The organism is Agromyces sp. NSFZ, assembly GCF_056156205.1.
Genome location: NZ_CM149585.1, coordinates 547315 through 564806, shown reverse-complemented (window position 1 = coordinate 564806; position 17492 = coordinate 547315). Strand labels below are relative to the sequence as shown.

The following is a 17492-nucleotide window of genomic DNA, read 5'->3' as shown; positions in this document are numbered from 1 at the left end:
GCCCGAAGGAGAACCCCGATGTCCACAGCCCGCGACGTCACCGATGCGACCTTCGCCGACGAGGTGCTCGCCGCCGGGACGCCCACGATGGTCGACTTCTGGGCGCCCTGGTGCGGCCCGTGCCGCGCACTCTCGCCCATCCTCGACCAGATCGCCGCCGAGCACCCCGGCCGGCTCGACGTCGTGAAGGTGAACGTCGACGAGAACATGGAGACGGCCCTGACGTACCAGGTGACGTCGCTCCCCGCCATCTTCGTCTTCCGCGGCGGCGAGGTCGTGAAGCGCATGACGGGGGCGCGGGGAAAGCCCGCACTCGAGGCGGAGCTCGCCGAGTTCATCGGCTGACCGTCGCGAACCCGACGGGCGGATGCCGCGAGCCGACGACCTCGGCTCGCGGCATCCGTCGTTCGGGGTCAGTCCGCCGCGACGTAGGTGAGCGCGTTCTTGTACGAGCTCACCGGGATGACGCCGACCGGCACCGCCTCGACGTCGACGCGCACGCGCAGCTGCTGGCGCACCGACTCCTCGGCCGCAGCGAGCGCGGTCGCGGTCTCGCCGCGGTCGACCCCGTCGCGCACCTCGACCTCGAGCGGGATCGCGTCGTCGAAGCGCACCTGGTCGGCGGTCACCCCCGCGTGAGAACGCGCCGAGCAGGGAGAGCACGCGCGCCGCGGCCGTGCGCTTGCCCGGGTCGGGGTCGGATGCCTCGACAACGCGTGCCGGTGCATCCGGTCGTGACTGGGTGTTCGCCATGCTGCAGCTCCTGTCGTCGATGACAGCGCTTCCGAATACCTCTGGGTGCGGGAGCGAGTACCTATGACGATAGGGAAATGAGGGGTGCGGAATCGAGGCTCAGGAAGGCGCGCGCAGTGCGGGAGGCGATGTTCTCGGCGTCCTCCTCGGCGAGCCCGAGTGCGTCGATCGTGTCGGCCAGCCGCTCGGGGCGCGGCATCGCCGGGAAGTCGGTGCCGAGCACCACGCGCTCGGAACCGATGCCCGCAGCGACGGCGGCAGGGCCACCTCGTCCATGCGCGGCATGGTGTGGATGAACACCGAGATGCCGAGGCGGTCGACCTCCTGGAAGAACTCGGTGAAGCGGGCGTCGCCGATCGGCACGCCGTTGACGTGCGACGCCACCTCCACGCCGCGCAGGCCGAGCTCGCGCAGGTGCCCGAGCTCCGCCGTGGCGAGCACCGGGTCCTGCATCGGCACGATGCCGAGGCCGTGGATGCGGCCGCCGCCGTCGCGCACGTACCTGGCGACGACCTCGTTGACGTATCGGGCGATCGACAGGCCGAGCACCGGTGCGACGGCGTAGTTCAGGAGCGGCGGCATCGGCGAGACGATCTCCTCGTCGACCCCGGCGGCATCCATGGCCTCGATGCGCCGCTCGACGACGAACCAGACGTCCCTCGCACGGAAGCTGGTGGCGCCGAACATGAGGGTGCGGGCCGTGTCGTGGTCGATGGCCTCCATCCGGGGGAAGCCGTCCTCGACCGGAAAGTCCTTCGGGATGATGTGCGCGTGGGCGTCGATGATCACGTGTACCTCCTGGGGTCACTCTCGACCCAAGGAGGAATCCCAGGGGCGGCTTTTCACCCTACGGAATACGAATCGCTCCCTGGTTCAACGCTCCCTGGTTCAACGCTCCCGGCGTCAGCGCCCCACCTTGCCGAACAGCCCGGCGATCGGCGCGAGCACCATGGGCCGCGCGGCGAACCATGCGGCCGCGATCAGCACGAGCGAGCCGACGAAGAGCGCGAATCCGACCCAGTCGGTCGCGTCCCTGGCCGTGTAGATGTGGTTGAGGTTCCGCAGGGCCCCGGTCGTGAGCACGAGGGTCACGTGCACCACGATGAACGCCACGAAGTAGAGCATCACCGGGAAGTGCACGGCGCGCGCCCACTCGACCGGATAGATGCGGTTGAGCGTCGCCGCGTTCTTCGGCCACAGCCCCGACATCCGCACGCCGGTGATCGCGGCAAGCGGCGCGGCGATGAAGATCGTCGCGAAGTACGCGAGCACCTGCAGGCTGTTGTAGTTCACCCACCCGTTCTCGAGCGGCCAGTCGAGCGAGAGGTACTGCAGGCCCGCCGAGATCGCGTTCGGGATGACCTCCCAGCTCGTGGGCACCACCCGCATCCACTGGCCGGTGGCGAACAGCAGCACCACGAACACGACGCCGTTCACGAACCACAGGATGTCGAGCGACTGGTGGAACCACGCGTTGAGGCTGATCTTGCCGGCGCCGCCCTTCGACCAGCGCGGCGTCCAGTACGCGGCCGGACGCCGTTCGAGACGGATCTGCAGGCCCGATCGGATGATGAGCACCATCAGGAACACGTTGAAGAAGTGCTGCCAACCGAGCCACGCCGGCAGGCCCACGGGAGCGCCCTCCGGCAGGTGCGTCTCGCCGGGGTAGGTCGCCATGAAGTCCTGCATGACGTCCAGGCCGAGGAACCAGCGCGTGAGCTGCACGACGATCGTGGCCGCGCCGATGATGGCGAGGATTCCGACGACGGATGCCCCGACCCACTGCCTGAGCGTGAGCGGGCCGTACCGCTTGGCCTCGGATGCCGCGGCTGCAGCTGCCGGGGCTGGAGCGGCCGGCCTCGCCGCCGGGGCCGGTGGGGCGAGGCGGGCGGCGGCGGGCTTCGTTACGGGCGCGGGGGTCGGCGTCGGCGCAGGGGTCGCAGCAGCGACCGGCGCGGGCGCGCGCTCGGGCTCGGGTATGGGAGCAGCGACCGGGGCTTCGGGTCGCGGAAGGCCACGGCGAACCTTCGGTTCGGCGGGTGTCTCGACGGGCGTCTCGGCGACGGATGCCGCCGCAGCGGGCTGCTCCGACGGCGCCGGAGCCTCGGCGACCGCGGGCTCGACGGGAGCCGGGGCCGGCGGCGCGGCGGCCGTGGACGGTGGCCATGGCTCTCCGCCGGCGACGCGCGGCAGGCCTCGGCGCAGGGTGCGTCCGCCGGGCGCGGCCGGGACGGGAGCGGGTTCGACAGGAGCCGTCGCGGCCGCTTCGACAGGCTCAGCGACCGGAGCTTCCACACGCTCCGCGACGGCCGGCGCCTCACCGGACTCCGGCCACGGACGCCCGCCCGGAACGCGGGGCAGTCCGCTCCGAAGACGGCGACCACTCGAGACCCGCGCAGCCACGGGCGCCGCAGGGGCGGCCTGCGGCACGGCACTCGCGGCCACCTCGGGCTCGACCACGGGAACGGGCGCCTCGACCTGCGCCGCGACCGGCGTCGTCTCGACCCGCGGTGCCGTCGCGTCGGCCGGCGCCGCGCCGGCTGGCGGCCACGGCTCACCCCCGCGTTCGCGCGGCAGTCCCCTGCGAAGCATCCGCCCCTCGGTGGCCACCGATCACTGCTTCCGCTCGGCGAGCGCGCTGATCAGCTGCGGCACGACCGTGAAGACGTCACCGACGACGCCGAAGTCGGCGACCTCGAAGATGGGGGCATCGGGGTCCTTGTTCACCGCGACGATGGTCTTCGCCGTCTGCATGCCCGCCTTGTGCTGGATCGCGCCGCTGATGCCGAGCGCCACGTACAGCTGCGGCGAGACCGACACACCGGTCTGGCCGACCTGGTGGGTCTGCGGGATGTAGCCGGCGTCGACCGCGGCACGCGAGGCGCCGATCGCCGCACCCAGGGTGTCGGCGAGCTGCTCGACGAGCGCGAAGTTCTCGGCCGAACCGAGTCCTCGGCCACCCGAGACGACCTTCGTCGCACCGCGCAGCTCGGGCCTCGTCGACGTCGCCGTGACCGCCTCGAACGAGTCGATCGATGCGGCCGCCCTGCCCGACGCCTGCGACTCGAGTGCCTCGACGACGACCGGTCGCGCCTCCGCGCGCGCGTCGACGGCACCCTGGCGCACGGTCACGACCAGCGTGCCGAACGTCGCCGCCGAGTCCACGTTGTACGCGCCGCCGTAGACCGAGTGGTGGGCGACGACGCCTTCCGCGTCACTGGAGACCCCGACCGCGTCGACCGCGAGGGCGGCACCCGTGCGCGCCGCGAACCGGCCCGCGACATCCCGTCCCTCGATCGAGTTCGAGATGAGCACCGCGTCGGGCGACACCGCAGCGACGGCCGTGGCCAGCGCATCGGCGAGCGGCACCGTGAGCTGCGCCGACGCGGCGTCGGTTTCGACGGTGAGCACCCGCTCGGCGCCGGCGGCGGCGGCCTGCTCGGCGATCGCCTGCGCCTGCCCGGGCCCGGTCACCGTGAGCGCCACGGGCGTGCCGATGAGCGAGGCGGCGCCGAGGAGCCCGGCGGCGCTCTTGGCGAGGGCGCCGGTCGGCGTCACCTCGAGGAGCACGAGGATCGAGTCTGCTGCGTTGTCGGTCATGATCGTCCTCTCAGGCCAGGCGGTTCTCGATGAGGAACTCGGCGATCTTCGTGCCGCCGTCGCCCTCGTCGGTGATCTTCACGCCCGCGGCGCGCGGCGGCTTCTCGGCGATCGCCGTCATGATCGATGCGGCCGACGAGAGGTCCTGCGGGTCGACGCCGACCTCCGACGCCGTGAGCGTCTCGAACGGCTTCTTCTTCGCCGCCATGATGCCCTTGAAGTTCGGGAAGCGCGCGTCGGGCAGCGCTTCGGTGATCGAGATCACGGCCGGGAGCGGCGCGCTGACCCGCATCGTGCCGTCGTCGGTGGTGCGCGTGCCCGACACCGAGTCCGCGGCGATCTCGACGGTCGACAACGCGGTCAGGTTCGGCACGTCGAGCAGCTCGGCGAGCATGGCCGGGAGCACCCCGCCGCTCCCGTCGGTCGAGAGGTTGCCCGAGATGACGAGGTCGAAGCCGGTCTTGCGGATGCCGGCGGCGAGCGTGCGGGCGGTGAGGCCGAGGTCGGCTCCGGCGAGGGCGGGGTCGGCGATCTGCACCGCGGACGCCGCGCCCATCGCGAGACCCTTGCGGATCGTCGCCGCGGCACGCTCGGGCGCCATCGACATCACCACGACCTCGGCCTCGTTGGCGTCGGCGTAGGACAGGGCGACCTCGAGGGCGCGTTCGCCGATCTCGTCGAGCACCGGGTCGCTCGCGGCGCGGTCGGCGAGACCCGTCTCGAGGTCGAGCTTGCGCTCCCCGTACGTGTCGGGGACCTCTTTCACGAGGACGATGATCTTCATCAGGCGCGGGTCCTTTCCTCATCCGTCGAGCGGCAGCGCTTGCGGAACCTAGTTAATCATGCCTAACCCAGCCGGATGTCACGGTGGACTCCTCGCCCGCCTGACGCCGGATTCGACGCCGGATCCTGACGCCCGAAGTCGCGCTCACGCCGAACCGTCGACGAGCCGCCGCCCGACGATGAGCCGCATGATCTCGTTGGTGCCCTCGAGGATCTGGTGCACCCGGAGATCGCGCACGACGCGCTCGATGCCGTACTCGCGCAGGTACCCGTAGCCGCCGTGCAGTTGCAGCGCCGAGTTCGCGACACCGAACGCGGCATCCGTCGCGTACCGCTTCGCCATCGCGCAGGCCGAGACGACATCGGATGCCCCCTCATCGAGCTTCATCGCGGCCCGCTGCACGAGCGCCCGCGCGGCCTGCAACTCGGTCTCCATATCGGCGAGCGTGAAGATGATCGACTGGTTGGCGGCGAGCGGAGCACCGAAGGTCTCCCGCTCGTGCACGTAGCGCAGCGTCCGGTCGAGCGCCCATTGCGCGCCGCCGAGCGAGCACGCGCCGATGTTGATGCGGCCGCCGTTGAGGCCGCGCATGGCGATGCGGAATCCGTCACCCTCGGCTCCCAGCCGGTTGGCGACCGGCACCCGGACGTCTTCGAGGATGACCTGGCGAGTGGGCTGCGCGTGCCAGCCCATCTTCTCCTCGTTGCGCCCGAAGCTCAGGCCCGGAGTGCCGTCCGGCACCACGATCGCGCTGATCCCCGCGGCTCCCGGCTCCCCCGTGCGTGCCATGACGATGTAGACGGCGGATGCCCCGGCGCCCGAGATGAACTGCTTGACGCCGTTGATCACGTAGTCGTCGCCGTCCCGGCGGGCGGAGGTCATGAGGGCCGTGGCATCCGACCCCGCTCCCGGTTCGGTGAGGCAGTAGCTGCCGAGGTCGGTCATCGCGGCGAGGCCGGGAACCCATCGCCGGCGCTGGTCGTCGTCGCCGAACGTGTCGACCATCCACGCGACCATGTTGTGGATGGAGATGTAGGCGGCGATGGTGGTGTCGCCCTTGGCGAGCTCCTCGAACATCGCCACGGCGTCGAGACGCGAGAGGCCCGAGCCGCCGACGTCCTCACCCACGTACACGCCGCCGAGGCCCAGCTGGCCGGCCAGGCGCAACGTGTCGACGGGAAAGTGATGCTCGGCGTCCCAGCGCTCGGCGTTCGGCGCGAGTTCCGCGTCGGCGAACTCGCGCACCGCCTGGATCAGGGCGTCCCGCTCTTCGGTCATGGTCCCGGTCTACCGGATGTCGACGCTGGGGCGACAGTGCTTGCGCGGCGCGGTTCTCCGAGCCTCAGCGCGCCTCAGCCCGCTGAGCGGATCCGGCGCACCACCTCGTCGGTGAACTCGCCCGTGCTGGCCGTGCCGCCGAGGTCGCGGGTGCTCACGCCGTCGGCGAGCGCCTGCTCGAAGGCTCCGCGCAATGCGGCGGCGCCGTCGGTCTCGCCGAGGTGCTCGAGCATCATGGCGCCGGCCCAGAGCTGCCCGACCGGGTTCGCGAGGCCCGTGCCGACGATGTCGGGCGCGGTGCCGTGCACGGGCTCGAACATCGAGGGCATCGTCCGGTCGGGATTCACGTTGGCCGACGGCGCGATGCCGATCGATCCGGCGACCGCGGCAGCCAGGTCCGAGAGGATGTCGCCGAAGAGGTTCGAGGCGACGATGACGTCGACGCTGTCGGGTGCCAGCACCATGCGTGCGGAGAGGGCGTCGATGAGCACGCTCTCGAGCTCGACGTCGGGGAAGCGGGCCACGGTCTCGGCGACCGTCTCGTCCCAGAACGGCATGGAATGGAGCAGCCCGTTGGACTTCGTCGCCGAGACGAGGTGGCCCCGGCGCGTCGACGCGAGCTGGGCCGCGTACTCGGCCACGCGAGTGACTCCGCGCCTCGTGAACAACGACTGCTGGAAGGCCATCGCCTCGGGCGTGCCCTCGTACGCCCGTCCGCCGACCTCGGAGTACTCCCCCTCGACGTTCTCCCGCACGATCACGACGTCGATCTCGGCGTTCCGGGTCACGCGGGGCTGTACCCCCGGCAACAGGCGAACCGGCCGGATGTTGAGGTACTGCTGGAACGCGCGGCGGATCGGGATCAGCAGGCCCCACAGCGTGACGGTGTCGTCGATGTCGGGGTGCCCCACCGCGCCGAGGAAGATGCCGTCGCCGTCGCGCAGCTGGTCGATGCCGTCGGCCGGCATCATCGCGCCGTCGGCGAGATAGCGGTCGGAGCCCCAGTCCCGGTCGCGCCAGGCGATGCGGAAGTCGTGCCGGGCCGCGACCTCGTCGATGCAGGCCACGGCGGCCGGTGCGACCTCCTTGCCGATCCCGTCGCCGGCGATGACGTCGATGGTGTGCGTGCGCATGTGGTCTTCCTCGCTCGGTTCTTCAGTGGGTGCGCCGCGGCCCGGGGGCTCCGAAGAGCCGCCCGGGCCGCGGAAGGTGGCTGGTGCTACTTCTTCAGCAGGGGGTTGTCGAAGCCCGCGACGCCGGTCGTGTCGCGGCCGCGGCTGCCCGGCGCCGTGTCGATCGGGTCGCCGTACCAGGTGAGCCCCTCCGGGAAGTCCTCGGGCCGCCACTCGATGGCCTCCCAGTCCTCGTCGAAGATCTGGTAGCCGCCGGCGTACAGCTCGACGCGGTGGTCGGATCCGGGGTCGTGCACGTAGAGGTACATGGCCTGGCCGATGCCGTGCTTGCCCGGACCGACGCCGTACGAGACATCCAGGTCGCGCAGGATGTCGGCAGCGGTGAGCGCGTCGCTCATGTTCTCGAGGTTGTAGGCCAGGTGGTGCATCTGACCCGTCTTCTCCTGCGCGTTGGCGACGAAGGCGATGTCGTGCATCTGCGAGGTGACCGAGGTCCACGACGCCATCAGCGTGCCGGGGTTGTTCGGCAGGTAGGCGAACTCGCGGCGCTTGAGCCCGAGGTTCTCCCGCGCCCACTGCTCGGTGGCGTTGATCGTCTGGGGCGACGTCTGCACGTTGAAGTGGTCGAGGCGACGGACGCCGAGGCCACGACGGGTCGAGCTGTTGGAGGGCAGGCGAGAGCGGATGCCCTCGGGCGCCGGCGTCTTCTCCATGTCGAAGTAGAGCTCGATGGGGTGGGTGCCGCCGGGAAGGAGGAAGCGCACGGCGGTGCCGCGGCCGCTCTCGGTGCCCGCGGGAACCTCGACCGACTCGATCTCCTGCCGCTGGAGGTGCTCGTAGAAGAGCTCGACGTCCTGGGCGCGGCGGGTGCGGAAGCTGAACGCGTTCACCACGGCCTCGTCCTGCTGGCGCAGGACGAGCGAGTGGTGGCGGAGCTCCTGGTAGGCCCGCAGGTAGGCGACGTCGCCGTCGCGCTCCACTTCCTCCATGCCGAGGATGTCGCGGAAGAACCACAGCGACTTCTCGATGTCCTTGGTGCCCAGGCTGATGGAGCCGGCGTGCGAGATGCCGGGTCCCGGGTCGTACTGATCTGACAGGTGTGCCATGATCGCCTTTCTCGTTCGGTGCGTTGGTTGGTGGGTCAGGCGTCGCGGAGCAGGAACTCGAGCTGGATCCGGTTGAATTCCTCGGTCTTCTCGTACTGCGGCCAGTGGCCGGCCTCGTCGATCACGGCGAGTTCGGCGTTCGGGATGAGGCTCGCGATGCGTCGGGCCTCGTCGACCGGTCCCGACGGGTCCTTCGTGGTCCAGAGCACGAGTGCGGGAACCTGGATCTCGCGCAGGTCGTCGTCGGTCAGCATGTTGCGCTTGCGGGTCTCGGGGTCCTGCAGCGCCATGTTCATGCGGCAGGCCATCTCCCAGTCCGGCTGCTCGAAGATGCGCTGGCGAACCCGGATGAGGTCGGGCGTGACCATCGTGGGGTCGGCCATCAGCCACTCGAGGCGGGCCTTCACGCGCTCCCACGACGGGTCCTTCGCGGCCTCGATGGAGAGCGTGTAGAGGCGCTGCATGACCGTGGGGTTCGCCATCGTGCCGCCCATGGTGTTGAGCACGATGCGCTCGACGCGCTCAGGGTGGGTCTGCGCGAACTTCGCGGTGGTCCAGCCGCCGAGGGACTCGCCCGACATGAAGTACTTCTCGGCTCCGAGCGCATCCATCACGCCGAGCACGTGCCGGATGTAGTGCTCGATCTCGAGCGGGTGCTCGGGCTTCGACGAGTAGCCGTGGCCGATGAAGTCGAATGCGAACACGTCGAAGTGCTCGCCGTGCGCCTTCAGGTTGCGCGTGTACGCCTCGGCGTGCCCGGTGATGCCGTGCAGCAGCAGCAGCTTGCGCGGGTTGTCGGGGTCGCCGGCTCGCAGGTACCGGGTCCGGTAGCCGCCGGCGTCGAGGTAGCCCTGCGAGAAGGTCGTCTCGACCAGGTCCATCCACGTGCTCGTGTAGGGGAGAACGTCTGCCATCACTTGGCCTTTCTGCTTGCGAGGTCGAGCGCCACGTCGGTGATCATGTCCTCCTGACCACCGATGAGACGACGGGCGCCGACCTCGATGAGGATGTCCCGGGCGTCGAGCCCGTAGGTCTCCGCGGCCCGCTCGGCGTGCCGCAGGAAGCTCGAGTAGACGCCGGCATAGCCGACGGTGAGCGTCTCGCGATCGACCTGCACCGGACGGTCGTGCAGGGGGCGCACGAGGTCGTCGGCCGCATCCTGGAGGGCGAAGAGCTCCGCACCGACCTCCCAGCCCTGCAGCTTCGCCACCGCGACGAACGGCTCGATCGGCGTGTTGCCCGCACCGGCACCGTGGCCGGCGAGCGAGGCATCCACCCGGTACGCGCCCGCTTCGACCGCGACCACCGAGTTGGCGACGGCGAGCGAGAGGTTCTGGTGCGCGTGCACGCCGATCTGGGTCGTGTCGTCGAGCACGTCGCGGTAGGCCCGCACCCGCTCGCGGTAGCCGTCCATCGTGAGGCGCCCCGCCGAGTCGGTCACGTACACGCAGTTCGCGCCGTACGACTCCATCAGCTTCGCCTGCTGCGCGAGGCTCGCCGGGTCGGAGAGGTGCGACATCATCAGGAAGCCCGACACGTCCATGCCCCACTCGCGCGCGGTGGAGATGTGCTGCGCCGAGACATCCGCCTCGGTGCAGTGGGTGGCGACGCGCACCGAGCGGACGCCCGCGTCGTAGGCCGCACGCAGCTCGTGCAGGGTGCCGATGCCGGGCAGGATGAGCGCGGTGAGCACCGCGTGCTCGATCACCTCGGCAGCGGCCTCGATCCACTCGAGGTCGGTGTGCGAGCCGGGGCCGTAGGTGAGGCTCGAGCCGGCGAGGCCGTCGCCGTGCGTCACCTCGATGGCGTCGACGCCGGCGCGGTCGAGCACCTTGGCGATCTCGGCCACCTTCGCGGGCGAGAGCTGGTGGCGGACGGCGTGCATGCCGTCGCGCAGGGTCACGTCCTGCAGGTAGATCTTCGTGCTCATGCAGCCGGCTCCTTTCGTGCCGCGACCAAGCGCTCGGCGGTGCGCAACGCGGCGCTGGTCATGATGTCGAGGTTGCCGGCGTAGCTCGGCAGGTACATGGCGGCGCCCTCGACCTCGAGGAACACGGTGACCCTGGTGTACTCGGGGGCTCGCACGCTCGCCGGAACGAGGGCGTCGAGCACCGTGCCCTCGTCGAGGAATTGCACGCGCTGCTTGATCCGGTAGCCGGGGACGTACTCGGCGACCTTCGCCACCTGCGCCTCGACGGCGGCCGCGATCTCGCCGCGACCGGCATCGTCGAGCCGCGCGACGATCACCTGCACGGTGTCGCGCATGATCATGGGCGGCTCGGCCGGGTTCAGCACGATGATCGCCTTGCCGCGCGCGGCGCCGCCGACGACCTCGAGCCCACGCGAGGTCGTCTCGGTGAACTCGTCGATGTTGGCGCGCGTGCCGGGACCGGCCGACCGCGACGAGATGGAGGCCACGATCTCGGCGTACTTCACGGGCGTCACGGCCGAGATGGCGGCGACGATCGGGATGGTGGCCTGCCCGCCGCACGTGACCATGTTCACGTTCGCCGAGCCCAGGTGCTCGTCGAGGTTGACCGCCGGCACCACGTAGGGGCCGATGGCCGCCGGCGTGAGGTCGATCAGCTGCTTGCCGAACGGCGCCAGCTTCTCGGCGTTGTGCACGTGCGCCCCCGCGCTGGTCGCGTCGAACACGATCTCGATCTCGTCGAATCCGGGCATCGCGATGAGCCCGTCGACGCCCTCGTGCGTGGTCGGCACGCCCACCCGCGCAGCGCGGGCGAGGCCGTCGGATGCCGGGTCGATGCCGACCATCGCCCCGACCTCGAGCGTCTCGCTCAGCCGCATCACCTTGAACATCAGGTCGGTGCCGATATTGCCCGACCCGATGATGGCCACTTTCGTCTTGCTCACGCTTCTCCTCCTGCGATCGCCTTCACCGCGCCGAGACCAGTGATCTCGGCGATGTAGGTCCTGCCCGCCGTGAACGGCACCATGGGTCCGAGCGCGCCCGACAGCACGACCTCGCCCGCGCGAAGCGGCCGGCCGAGCCGTGCGGCCGTCTCCGCGACCCAGACCAGCGCATTGATCGGGTCGCCCAGGCACGCGGCGCCGCTCCCGCTCGACACCGCCACGCCGTCCTCGGTCATCGACATGGTCGCGCTCACCGGATCGAACTCGTCGAGCGGGACGCGGACGTCGCCGAGCACGTACAGTGCGCTCGAGGCGTTGTCGGCGATGGTGTCCACGATCGAGATCCGCCAGTCGCGCACCCGGGAGTCGACGAGCTCGAAGGCCGCGACGGCCGAGTCGACCGCGGCCACCACGGAGTCGCGATCCACCGCGTCGACGTCCCTGCCCATCACGAAGGCGATCTCCGCCTCGATACGCGGCGCCACGAGCCTCGACATGTCGATCGTGCCCCTGCCGGTCGCGTCCATGTCCGAGAGGAGCACGCCGAAGTCGGGCTGGTCGACGCCGAGCTGCTGCTGCACCGCCGGGTTGGTGAGGCCGACCTTGCGACCGATCCGGGCGAAGCCGTCCGCCTCGCGTCTGGCGATCACCAGCTCCTGCACCAGGTACGCGGCATCCACGTCACCGTCACCGAGGAGACCGCGCACCGGATCGATCGCGCGGGCCTCCGCGTGCGCCTCGTAGAGCGCATCGGCCACCTGCCGCACGACCTGTGACCGCGCGTCCGACTCGCTCATGCCATCACCATCCCTCCGTCGACCATGAGCAACTGCCCGGTCATGTAGTCCGAATCATCCGAGGCCAGGAACACCGCGGTGGGCACCACGTCCTCGGGCTGCGAAAGACGACCGAGCGGGATCTTCGAGGTGTAGTCCTCGAGCCTGCGGTCGGCGAGCGTGAGCGCATCCGCACGCCACAGGGGCGTGTCGACGATGCCGGGGCCGATGCCGTTCACGGTGATGCCGTGGGGTGCGAGGCCCTTGGCCGTCGACTGGGTGAGTGAGAGCAGGGCCGCCTTGCTCGCGGCGTAGGCGGTGAAGTCGCCCGTTGCCTGCCGCGATGACGTGCTGCAGATGTTCACGATCTTGCCGGCGCCTCGCGTGCCCTCGCCCTGGTCGATGAAGCGCCGCGCCGCCTGCTGGGTGCAGAGCAACGGGCCGAGCGAGTTGACGCGCAGCACCAGGTCCCAGCTCTGCTCGTCAGTCTCGAGGAACGGCTGTCGGCGCAGCACGCCCGCACCGTTCACCAGCACGTCGACCCCGCCGAGCACCTCGTCGGCCCGGGCGAAGAGCGCGGCGACGGATGCCTCGTCCGCGACATCCACCGGATGCGCGTGCGCCACCCCACCGGCGGTCACGATCTCCCGCGCAACGGCCTCCGCGGCCTCGCCGTTGAGATCGGCCACGATCACCTCGGCGCCCTCCGCCGCGTATCCGCGCGCGATCGCGGCACCGATGCCGCTGCCGGCACCGGTGACCACCGCGCGCCGCCCCTGCAGACGTCTCGGCCCGCTCATGCTGCTCTCCTCGCTGTCCATGCCATGTAGGTCGCGAAGCCGGCCCGTGACCACGATCGCGGGGTCAGCCGCTGCACCGCGTACACGGCCTTCCAGATCGCTCCGGGCACGACGAGCGCGCGACCACGTTCGAAGCCGCGAACGGCTGCCCGTGCCACGTGCTCCGGCGTGCACCACATCGTGTCGTGGATGCCGGATGCGCCCAGGCCAGCCCGGCTGTGGAAGCCGCTGCGCACGAAGCCGGGTGCCACGACCGTGCTCGTCACGCCCGTGCCCCGGGTGAGCTGATTGAGTCCTTCGCCGAACACCTGCGCCCAGGCCTTCGATGCGGCGTAGGTGATCGCCGGGGATCCGGGGAGGAATGCCGCGATCGACGAGACCGTCAGCAACCCGCCGCGTCCACGTTCGAGCATTCCGGGCAGCGCCGCATGCGCGAGCGCGGTGAGGGCGTCGATGGCGACGCGATTGACCGTTGCGGATGCCTCCAGCGGATTGCCGAGGTAGCCGCCCGGCGGAAGTCCGACTCCCGCGGAGTGCACCAGCAGGTCGACGGGATGCGCCGAGTCCGCGAGGCGTTCGGCGACGCGCTCGACGCCCTGCGCGTCGCCGAGGTCGGCGATCAGCCATTCGTGCGCGGGTCCGCCGCCGCGGTGCAGTTCCGCCGCCAGCTCGGTGAGCGCATCCTCGCTCCTGGCCACGAGCACGAGCCCGTAGCCTCGGTCGGCGAGTTCGACCGCGATCGCGCGGCCGATGCCCGACGACGCGCCGGTGACGAGGGCGCGCATGTCGTTCGAGGTGCTCATGCGGCGCTCCCCTCGTCGACAGGTCGAGCGAGTGCCTCGAGCGTCGCGCTGAGGACCCGAGCGAAGCGACGGGCCGGGTCAGCACCGTCGGCGGGCGCGGGGGCTTCGACCGTCACGAGGGTGCCGTCGGGCATCGCCGAGGCGAAGGCCGCGAGCGGCAGGTCGCCCGTGCCCGGCAGCCGACGATCGAAGCGCGCCTCGTGGAGCAGCGGATGCAGGCCGGAAGGCGCCGGCGCGCTCGGAGGCGTCGCCGGCGCATCGCAGAGTTGGAGCACGGCGAGCAGTTCGGGAGCGAGGCCTGCGAGGTCGGCCGGTGCCGTTCCACCGCGGGTTGCGTGCAGCGTGTCGACGATCAGTCCTGCGCCGGGGGCGCTCGCGACGATGCCGGCGGCCTGCTCCAGCGTCGCGACCGACCGGTAGGGCATGGGCTCGAGCGCCAGCCGCAGGCCGAACTCGGCCGCGACCTCGGTGAGGAGCGCGATCGCGTCGGCGCAGCGTGCGGCGTCGGGATCGTCCGAGAACGAGTAGAGGAGGTCGGCGCCGAGCTCCGCCCCCTGCTGCAGCAGTGGACGCAGTCGGTCGATCTCGCGGCCGAGGGTCGGGGTGACGGCGACCGCCTCGACGGCGTGCACCCGCATCCCCGCGTCGGCGATCTCCTGGCCGAGGGCTGCCGTGTCGATGGGCGCTCCGGCCCACGATGGCTCGCCGCCGACCACGTGGATGGTGCGGAGGCTCACGCTCGCGAACCCCGCCTGGGCGGCGGCGCGGACGAACTCCCGGGGTGCGAGGTCGAGTTCGGTGAGATGGTCGATGCCGATGCTACGCACGGGTGTCACCCACCCTGATCCAGGTCTTGTCGGGCCGAGCGGCTGCTCCGATCAGGGCTTCGGCCGCCTGGTCGAGTGGGAGCGCCTCGCCGAGCACGATGCCGGGTCGGGCTTCGCCACGGGCCACTGCGTCGATCACGGCCGCGTAATCGCTCGGGTGGTCGTAGATCATCGAACCGACGATGGTGATGCCACGACGCACGAGGGTCTTGGTGTCGACCGGGAACGGGGAGTTGCCGACGCCGATCACCACGAGCATGCCCATGGGGTCGAGCAGTTCGACCCCTTCGGCGGCGGCACTGCCCGCTCCGGATGACTCGAAGACGAGATCGAATCGCTCGCCGGCATCGATGCGTCTCGCGCCGAGCGCGACCGCACGGTCGACTCGCCCCTCCGAGAGGTCGAGGATGGCGGGCACGATGCCACGACGCACCAGCACGTCGGTCAGGATGCGGCCGATGCTGCCCGCGCCGGTGATCGCGATGCGCGGCCGCGCCGAGAGGTCGCCGGCGCGCCGCACCGCGCCGAGCGCGACGGCGAGGGGTTCGATGCAGGCTGCGTCCTCATCCGAGATCGACTCGGGCAGCGGCCACGCGAAGTCGGCGGGCACGGCCACGCGGTCGGCGAGGAAGCCCTGCTCGGTGACCACGGGGCTGCGCCTGGCCGTGCACAGCGAGGTGACGTGTTCGTGGCAGGGCCGGCAGGCCCCGCAGGGGTAGTTGGGCTCGACGGCGACGCGCTCGCCGAGGCGAGCGGGGTCGACCCGCGCACCCACCTCGACGATGGTGCCGAAGGGCTCGTGGCCGACGAGGAGGCCACCGGCGACGATCTCGCGCTGGCCGGCGACGTAGGCGAGGTCCGTGCCGCAGATGCCGGTCGCCGCGACGGCCACGATCACGTCGTGGTCGCCGCAGGTCGGCTCCGGCCAGTCGTCGACCACCTCGAGGCGGCCCGGCGCAGTGAGTACGGCTGCACGCATCAGGCGGTGATCCCTCCGTCGATGGTGATGGTCTGACCGGTCATGTAGTCGGAATCGGGCGTGGCGAGGAAGACCGCCGCGCCGACGAGGTCGTCGGGGACCGAGGTGCGCCCGAGCGGGATCTGGGAGGCGTAGGCCGCGAATCGGGCCTCCCGAGCAGCATCGTCCTGGTAGACGCCGCGCCACAGCGGCGTCTCGACGATGCCCGGAGCGATCCCGGTGACGGTGATGCCGTGGGGCGCGAGCGCGCGTGCCCCGCTCGCGATGAGCGAGGAACCGCTCGCCTTGCTGGCGGCATAGGCCACCCAGTCGAGGTTGTTGCGACGGCCCGAGATGGAGCTGACGTTGATGATCTTGCCGCCACCGCCCTGCTCGATCATGAGGGCGGCGGCCTCCTGCATGCCGATCAGCGTGCCGAGGCCGTTGACGCGCTGGTGTCGCATCCACTGTTCCGCGGTGGTGTCGAACACGCCGGTCGACATCGAGATGCCGGCGTTGTTCACCATCACGTCGAGGCGGCCGAACCGGTCCCGCACTGCGGCGAGACCGGCCCGGACGGCACCCCGATCGGTCACGTCCATCTCGACCGCCATGGCGGCGCCCCCCTGCGCGACGATCTCGTCGCGCAGGGCGACCGCTGAGGCGAGGTCGATGTCGGCGATCGCGACCTGCGCACCCTCGAGTGCGTAGCGGCGCGCGATCGCCTCACCGATTCCTGTACCCGCCCCGGTGACGACGGTCGAGAGAGACGTGAGCCGGCTCATCAGGTGAGGGAGATCCCGAACTTCTCGAGCGCGGCCTTCGAGGTCTTCGCGGTGTCCTGCAGGCTGGTGTACCAGGCCGCCTCGCCCTCCTCGGTCAGCAGCGGCATGTAGTTCGCCTGGGTGAACTCCTGGAAGTTCTCTCCCTCGGCGGCGGCGAGCACGGCCTCACGGAGGATCTCGACGACCGCCTCGTCGGTGCCGGCCGGCGCGGCGACGCCCCAGACGGTGAGCGTCATCGCGCTGGTGTCGACCTTCAGCGACTCGAGCGTGGGCACGCCCTTGAGGTAGTCCAGCTCCTCGCCGTCGGGGGTGAGCACGGCGAGGGCCTTCAGGGCGCCGCTGTTGATCTGCGGCATCGCGACGGAGACGTCGAGCATGGCGACATCCACCTGGTTGCCGACGAGCGCCTGGGTGGACTCGGCTGCACCATTGAACGGAACCTGCGTCGCCTCGATGCCGAGCTCGTCGAACATCATGAGCGAGTTCAGGTGGGTCGGGGTGCCGTTGCCGGTCGTGGAGTAGGTCACACTCGACTTCTTGGCGAGCGCCTCGAAGTCGGCGACACCCTCGGAGCCGGTCACCAGGACGTACGGCTGGCTGATCGTGCCTGCGACCGGGATGAAGCTGTCGAAGGTGAACGGCACGCCTTCGCGCAGCTCGGACTGCACGAACGAGTCGCCCGTCGTGTATGTGAGCGTGTAGCCGTCGGCGTCGGAGATCGCGACCTCGCTGAGGCCGGTGATGCCCGAGGCGCCGGGGCGGTTCTCGACGACGACGGTCACGCCGAGCTCGGCCTCGAGGTCCTGCGCGAGGGCACGACCCGAGATGTCGGAGGGTCCTCCGGCGCCGTAGGGCACGATCAGGGTGATGCTGTCGGTCGGGAACTCGACGGCTGCCGAATCCTCCTCAGCGGTTCCCGCGGCCGTCGAGCTGGCGCAGGCCGAGAGGCCGACCAGTGCAGCGGTCGCCAGTGCGAGCACGCCCGCGGGACGACGGAAGTTCGAAAACTTCATTG

General features: G+C 70.7%; 19 protein-coding genes. 1 reads left to right on the top strand and 18 read right to left on the bottom strand.

Annotated features, from left to right (window positions below; all coding sequences use genetic code 11):
- Positions 1–18 precede the first annotated feature (18 nt).
- Entirely contained in the window at positions 19–345 is a 327-nt protein-coding gene (gene trxA, locus ACVFI9_RS02695) for a thioredoxin (protein WP_474764503.1), read from the top strand.
- Between the two features lie 68 nt (positions 346–413).
- On the opposite strand, the gene ACVFI9_RS02690 is transcribed toward trxA, so the two are convergent.
- The 18 genes from ACVFI9_RS02690 to ACVFI9_RS02605 form a co-directional block, all read right to left on the bottom strand.
- Complete coding sequence (locus ACVFI9_RS02690) at positions 414–629, bottom strand: hypothetical protein (RefSeq protein ID WP_474764502.1); 216 nt, start codon at positions 627–629, stop codon at positions 414–416.
- Positions 630–852: 223 nt separating this feature from the next.
- Positions 853–1542, bottom strand: a complete 690-nt coding sequence (locus tag ACVFI9_RS02685) for an amidohydrolase family protein (protein ID WP_474764501.1) — start codon at positions 1540–1542, stop codon at positions 853–855.
- A 114-nt stretch (positions 1543–1656) separates the two neighbouring features.
- Positions 1657–3363, bottom strand: a complete 1707-nt coding sequence (locus tag ACVFI9_RS02680; RefSeq protein WP_474764500.1) for a cytochrome b/b6 domain-containing protein — start codon at positions 3361–3363, stop codon at positions 1657–1659.
- Positions 3364–3366: 3 nt separating this feature from the next.
- A complete protein-coding gene (locus ACVFI9_RS02675; protein ID WP_474764499.1) occupies positions 3367–4353 on the bottom strand; it encodes an electron transfer flavoprotein subunit alpha/FixB family protein in 987 nt (328 codons plus the stop codon).
- A gap of 10 nt (positions 4354–4363) precedes the next feature.
- Positions 4364–5137: an electron transfer flavoprotein subunit beta/FixA family protein gene (locus ACVFI9_RS02670; RefSeq protein WP_474764498.1), complete on the bottom strand. Its 774-nt coding sequence runs from the start codon at positions 5135–5137 to the stop codon at positions 4364–4366.
- Between the two features lie 144 nt (positions 5138–5281).
- A complete protein-coding gene (locus ACVFI9_RS02665; RefSeq protein ID WP_474764497.1) occupies positions 5282–6415 on the bottom strand; it encodes an acyl-CoA dehydrogenase family protein in 1134 nt (377 codons plus the stop codon).
- 74 nt (positions 6416–6489) lie between these two features.
- Positions 6490–7548, bottom strand: a complete 1059-nt coding sequence (locus ACVFI9_RS02660) for a tartrate dehydrogenase (RefSeq protein WP_474764496.1) — start codon at positions 7546–7548, stop codon at positions 6490–6492.
- A gap of 86 nt (positions 7549–7634) precedes the next feature.
- A complete protein-coding gene (locus ACVFI9_RS02655; protein WP_474764495.1) occupies positions 7635–8654 on the bottom strand; it encodes a VOC family protein in 1020 nt (339 codons plus the stop codon).
- Between the two features lie 35 nt (positions 8655–8689).
- Positions 8690–9568 carry an alpha/beta fold hydrolase gene (locus tag ACVFI9_RS02650; RefSeq protein ID WP_474764494.1) on the bottom strand — a complete coding sequence of 293 codons (879 nt, stop codon included), beginning with the start codon at positions 9566–9568 and terminating at the stop codon, positions 8690–8692.
- Complete coding sequence (dmpG, locus tag ACVFI9_RS02645; RefSeq protein ID WP_474764493.1) at positions 9568–10584, bottom strand: 4-hydroxy-2-oxovalerate aldolase; 1017 nt, start codon at positions 10582–10584, stop codon at positions 9568–9570. The genes ACVFI9_RS02650 and dmpG overlap by 1 nt, the downstream gene beginning before the upstream one ends.
- The gene (locus tag ACVFI9_RS02640; protein WP_474764492.1) at positions 10581–11528 is read right to left on the bottom strand and encodes an acetaldehyde dehydrogenase (acetylating); all 948 of its coding nucleotides are present in this window, start codon (positions 11526–11528) and stop codon (positions 10581–10583) included. The genes dmpG and ACVFI9_RS02640 overlap by 4 nt, the downstream gene beginning before the upstream one ends.
- A complete protein-coding gene (locus ACVFI9_RS02635; protein WP_474764491.1) occupies positions 11525–12325 on the bottom strand; it encodes a 2-keto-4-pentenoate hydratase in 801 nt (266 codons plus the stop codon). The genes ACVFI9_RS02640 and ACVFI9_RS02635 overlap by 4 nt, the downstream gene beginning before the upstream one ends.
- Positions 12322–13104 carry an SDR family NAD(P)-dependent oxidoreductase gene (locus ACVFI9_RS02630; protein ID WP_474764490.1) on the bottom strand — a complete coding sequence of 261 codons (783 nt, stop codon included), beginning with the start codon at positions 13102–13104 and terminating at the stop codon, positions 12322–12324. Before ACVFI9_RS02630 ends, ACVFI9_RS02635 begins: the two co-directional genes overlap by 4 nt.
- Positions 13101–13907 (bottom strand): SDR family NAD(P)-dependent oxidoreductase, encoded by an 807-nt coding sequence (locus ACVFI9_RS02625; protein ID WP_474764489.1) that lies wholly within the window; start codon positions 13905–13907, stop codon positions 13101–13103. Before ACVFI9_RS02625 ends, ACVFI9_RS02630 begins: the two co-directional genes overlap by 4 nt.
- Entirely contained in the window at positions 13904–14734 is an 831-nt protein-coding gene (locus tag ACVFI9_RS02620; RefSeq protein WP_474764488.1) for a sugar phosphate isomerase/epimerase family protein, read from the bottom strand. Before ACVFI9_RS02620 ends, ACVFI9_RS02625 begins: the two co-directional genes overlap by 4 nt.
- Positions 14727–15713 carry a zinc-dependent alcohol dehydrogenase gene (locus tag ACVFI9_RS02615; protein WP_474764487.1) on the bottom strand — a complete coding sequence of 329 codons (987 nt, stop codon included), beginning with the start codon at positions 15711–15713 and terminating at the stop codon, positions 14727–14729. The genes ACVFI9_RS02620 and ACVFI9_RS02615 overlap by 8 nt, the downstream gene beginning before the upstream one ends.
- Complete coding sequence (locus tag ACVFI9_RS02610; RefSeq protein ID WP_474764486.1) at positions 15713–16477, bottom strand: SDR family NAD(P)-dependent oxidoreductase; 765 nt, start codon at positions 16475–16477, stop codon at positions 15713–15715. Before ACVFI9_RS02610 ends, ACVFI9_RS02615 begins: the two co-directional genes overlap by 1 nt.
- A complete protein-coding gene (locus tag ACVFI9_RS02605) occupies positions 16477–17490 on the bottom strand; it encodes a tripartite tricarboxylate transporter substrate binding protein (protein WP_474764485.1) in 1014 nt (337 codons plus the stop codon). Before ACVFI9_RS02605 ends, ACVFI9_RS02610 begins: the two co-directional genes overlap by 1 nt.
- Between the last annotated feature and the right edge of the window lie 2 nt (positions 17491–17492).

Bases quoted from the DNA above. Each gene is read 5' to 3' on its own strand.
- ACVFI9_RS02625 (WP_474764489.1), bottom strand. From the start codon at position 13,907: ATGAGCACCTCGAACGACATGCGCGCCCTCGTCACCGGCGCGTCGTCG.
- ACVFI9_RS02610 (WP_474764486.1), bottom strand. From the start codon at position 16,477: ATGAGCCGGCTCACGTCTCTCTCGACCGTCGTCACCGGGGCGGGTACA.
- ACVFI9_RS02615 (WP_474764487.1), bottom strand. From the start codon at position 15,713: ATGCGTGCAGCCGTACTCACTGCGCCGGGCCGCCTCGAGGTGGTCGAC.
- ACVFI9_RS02605 (WP_474764485.1), bottom strand. From the start codon at position 17,490: ATGAAGTTTTCGAACTTCCGTCGTCCCGCGGGCGTGCTCGCACTGGCG.
- ACVFI9_RS02630 (WP_474764490.1), bottom strand. From the start codon at position 13,104: ATGAGCGGGCCGAGACGTCTGCAGGGGCGGCGCGCGGTGGTCACCGGT.
- ACVFI9_RS02665 (WP_474764497.1), bottom strand. From the start codon at position 6,415: ATGACCGAAGAGCGGGACGCCCTGATCCAGGCGGTGCGCGAGTTCGCC.
- ACVFI9_RS02655 (WP_474764495.1), bottom strand. From the start codon at position 8,654: ATGGCACACCTGTCAGATCAGTACGACCCGGGACCCGGCATCTCGCAC.
- dmpG (WP_474764493.1), bottom strand. From the start codon at position 10,584: ATGAGCACGAAGATCTACCTGCAGGACGTGACCCTGCGCGACGGCATG.
- ACVFI9_RS02675 (WP_474764499.1), bottom strand. From the start codon at position 4,353: ATGACCGACAACGCAGCAGACTCGATCCTCGTGCTCCTCGAGGTGACG.
- trxA (WP_474764503.1), top strand. From the start codon at position 19: ATGTCCACAGCCCGCGACGTCACCGATGCGACCTTCGCCGACGAGGTG.
- ACVFI9_RS02650 (WP_474764494.1), bottom strand. From the start codon at position 9,568: ATGGCAGACGTTCTCCCCTACACGAGCACGTGGATGGACCTGGTCGAG.
- ACVFI9_RS02670 (WP_474764498.1), bottom strand. From the start codon at position 5,137: ATGAAGATCATCGTCCTCGTGAAAGAGGTCCCCGACACGTACGGGGAG.
- ACVFI9_RS02635 (WP_474764491.1), bottom strand. From the start codon at position 12,325: ATGAGCGAGTCGGACGCGCGGTCACAGGTCGTGCGGCAGGTGGCCGAT.
- ACVFI9_RS02660 (WP_474764496.1), bottom strand. From the start codon at position 7,548: ATGCGCACGCACACCATCGACGTCATCGCCGGCGACGGGATCGGCAAG.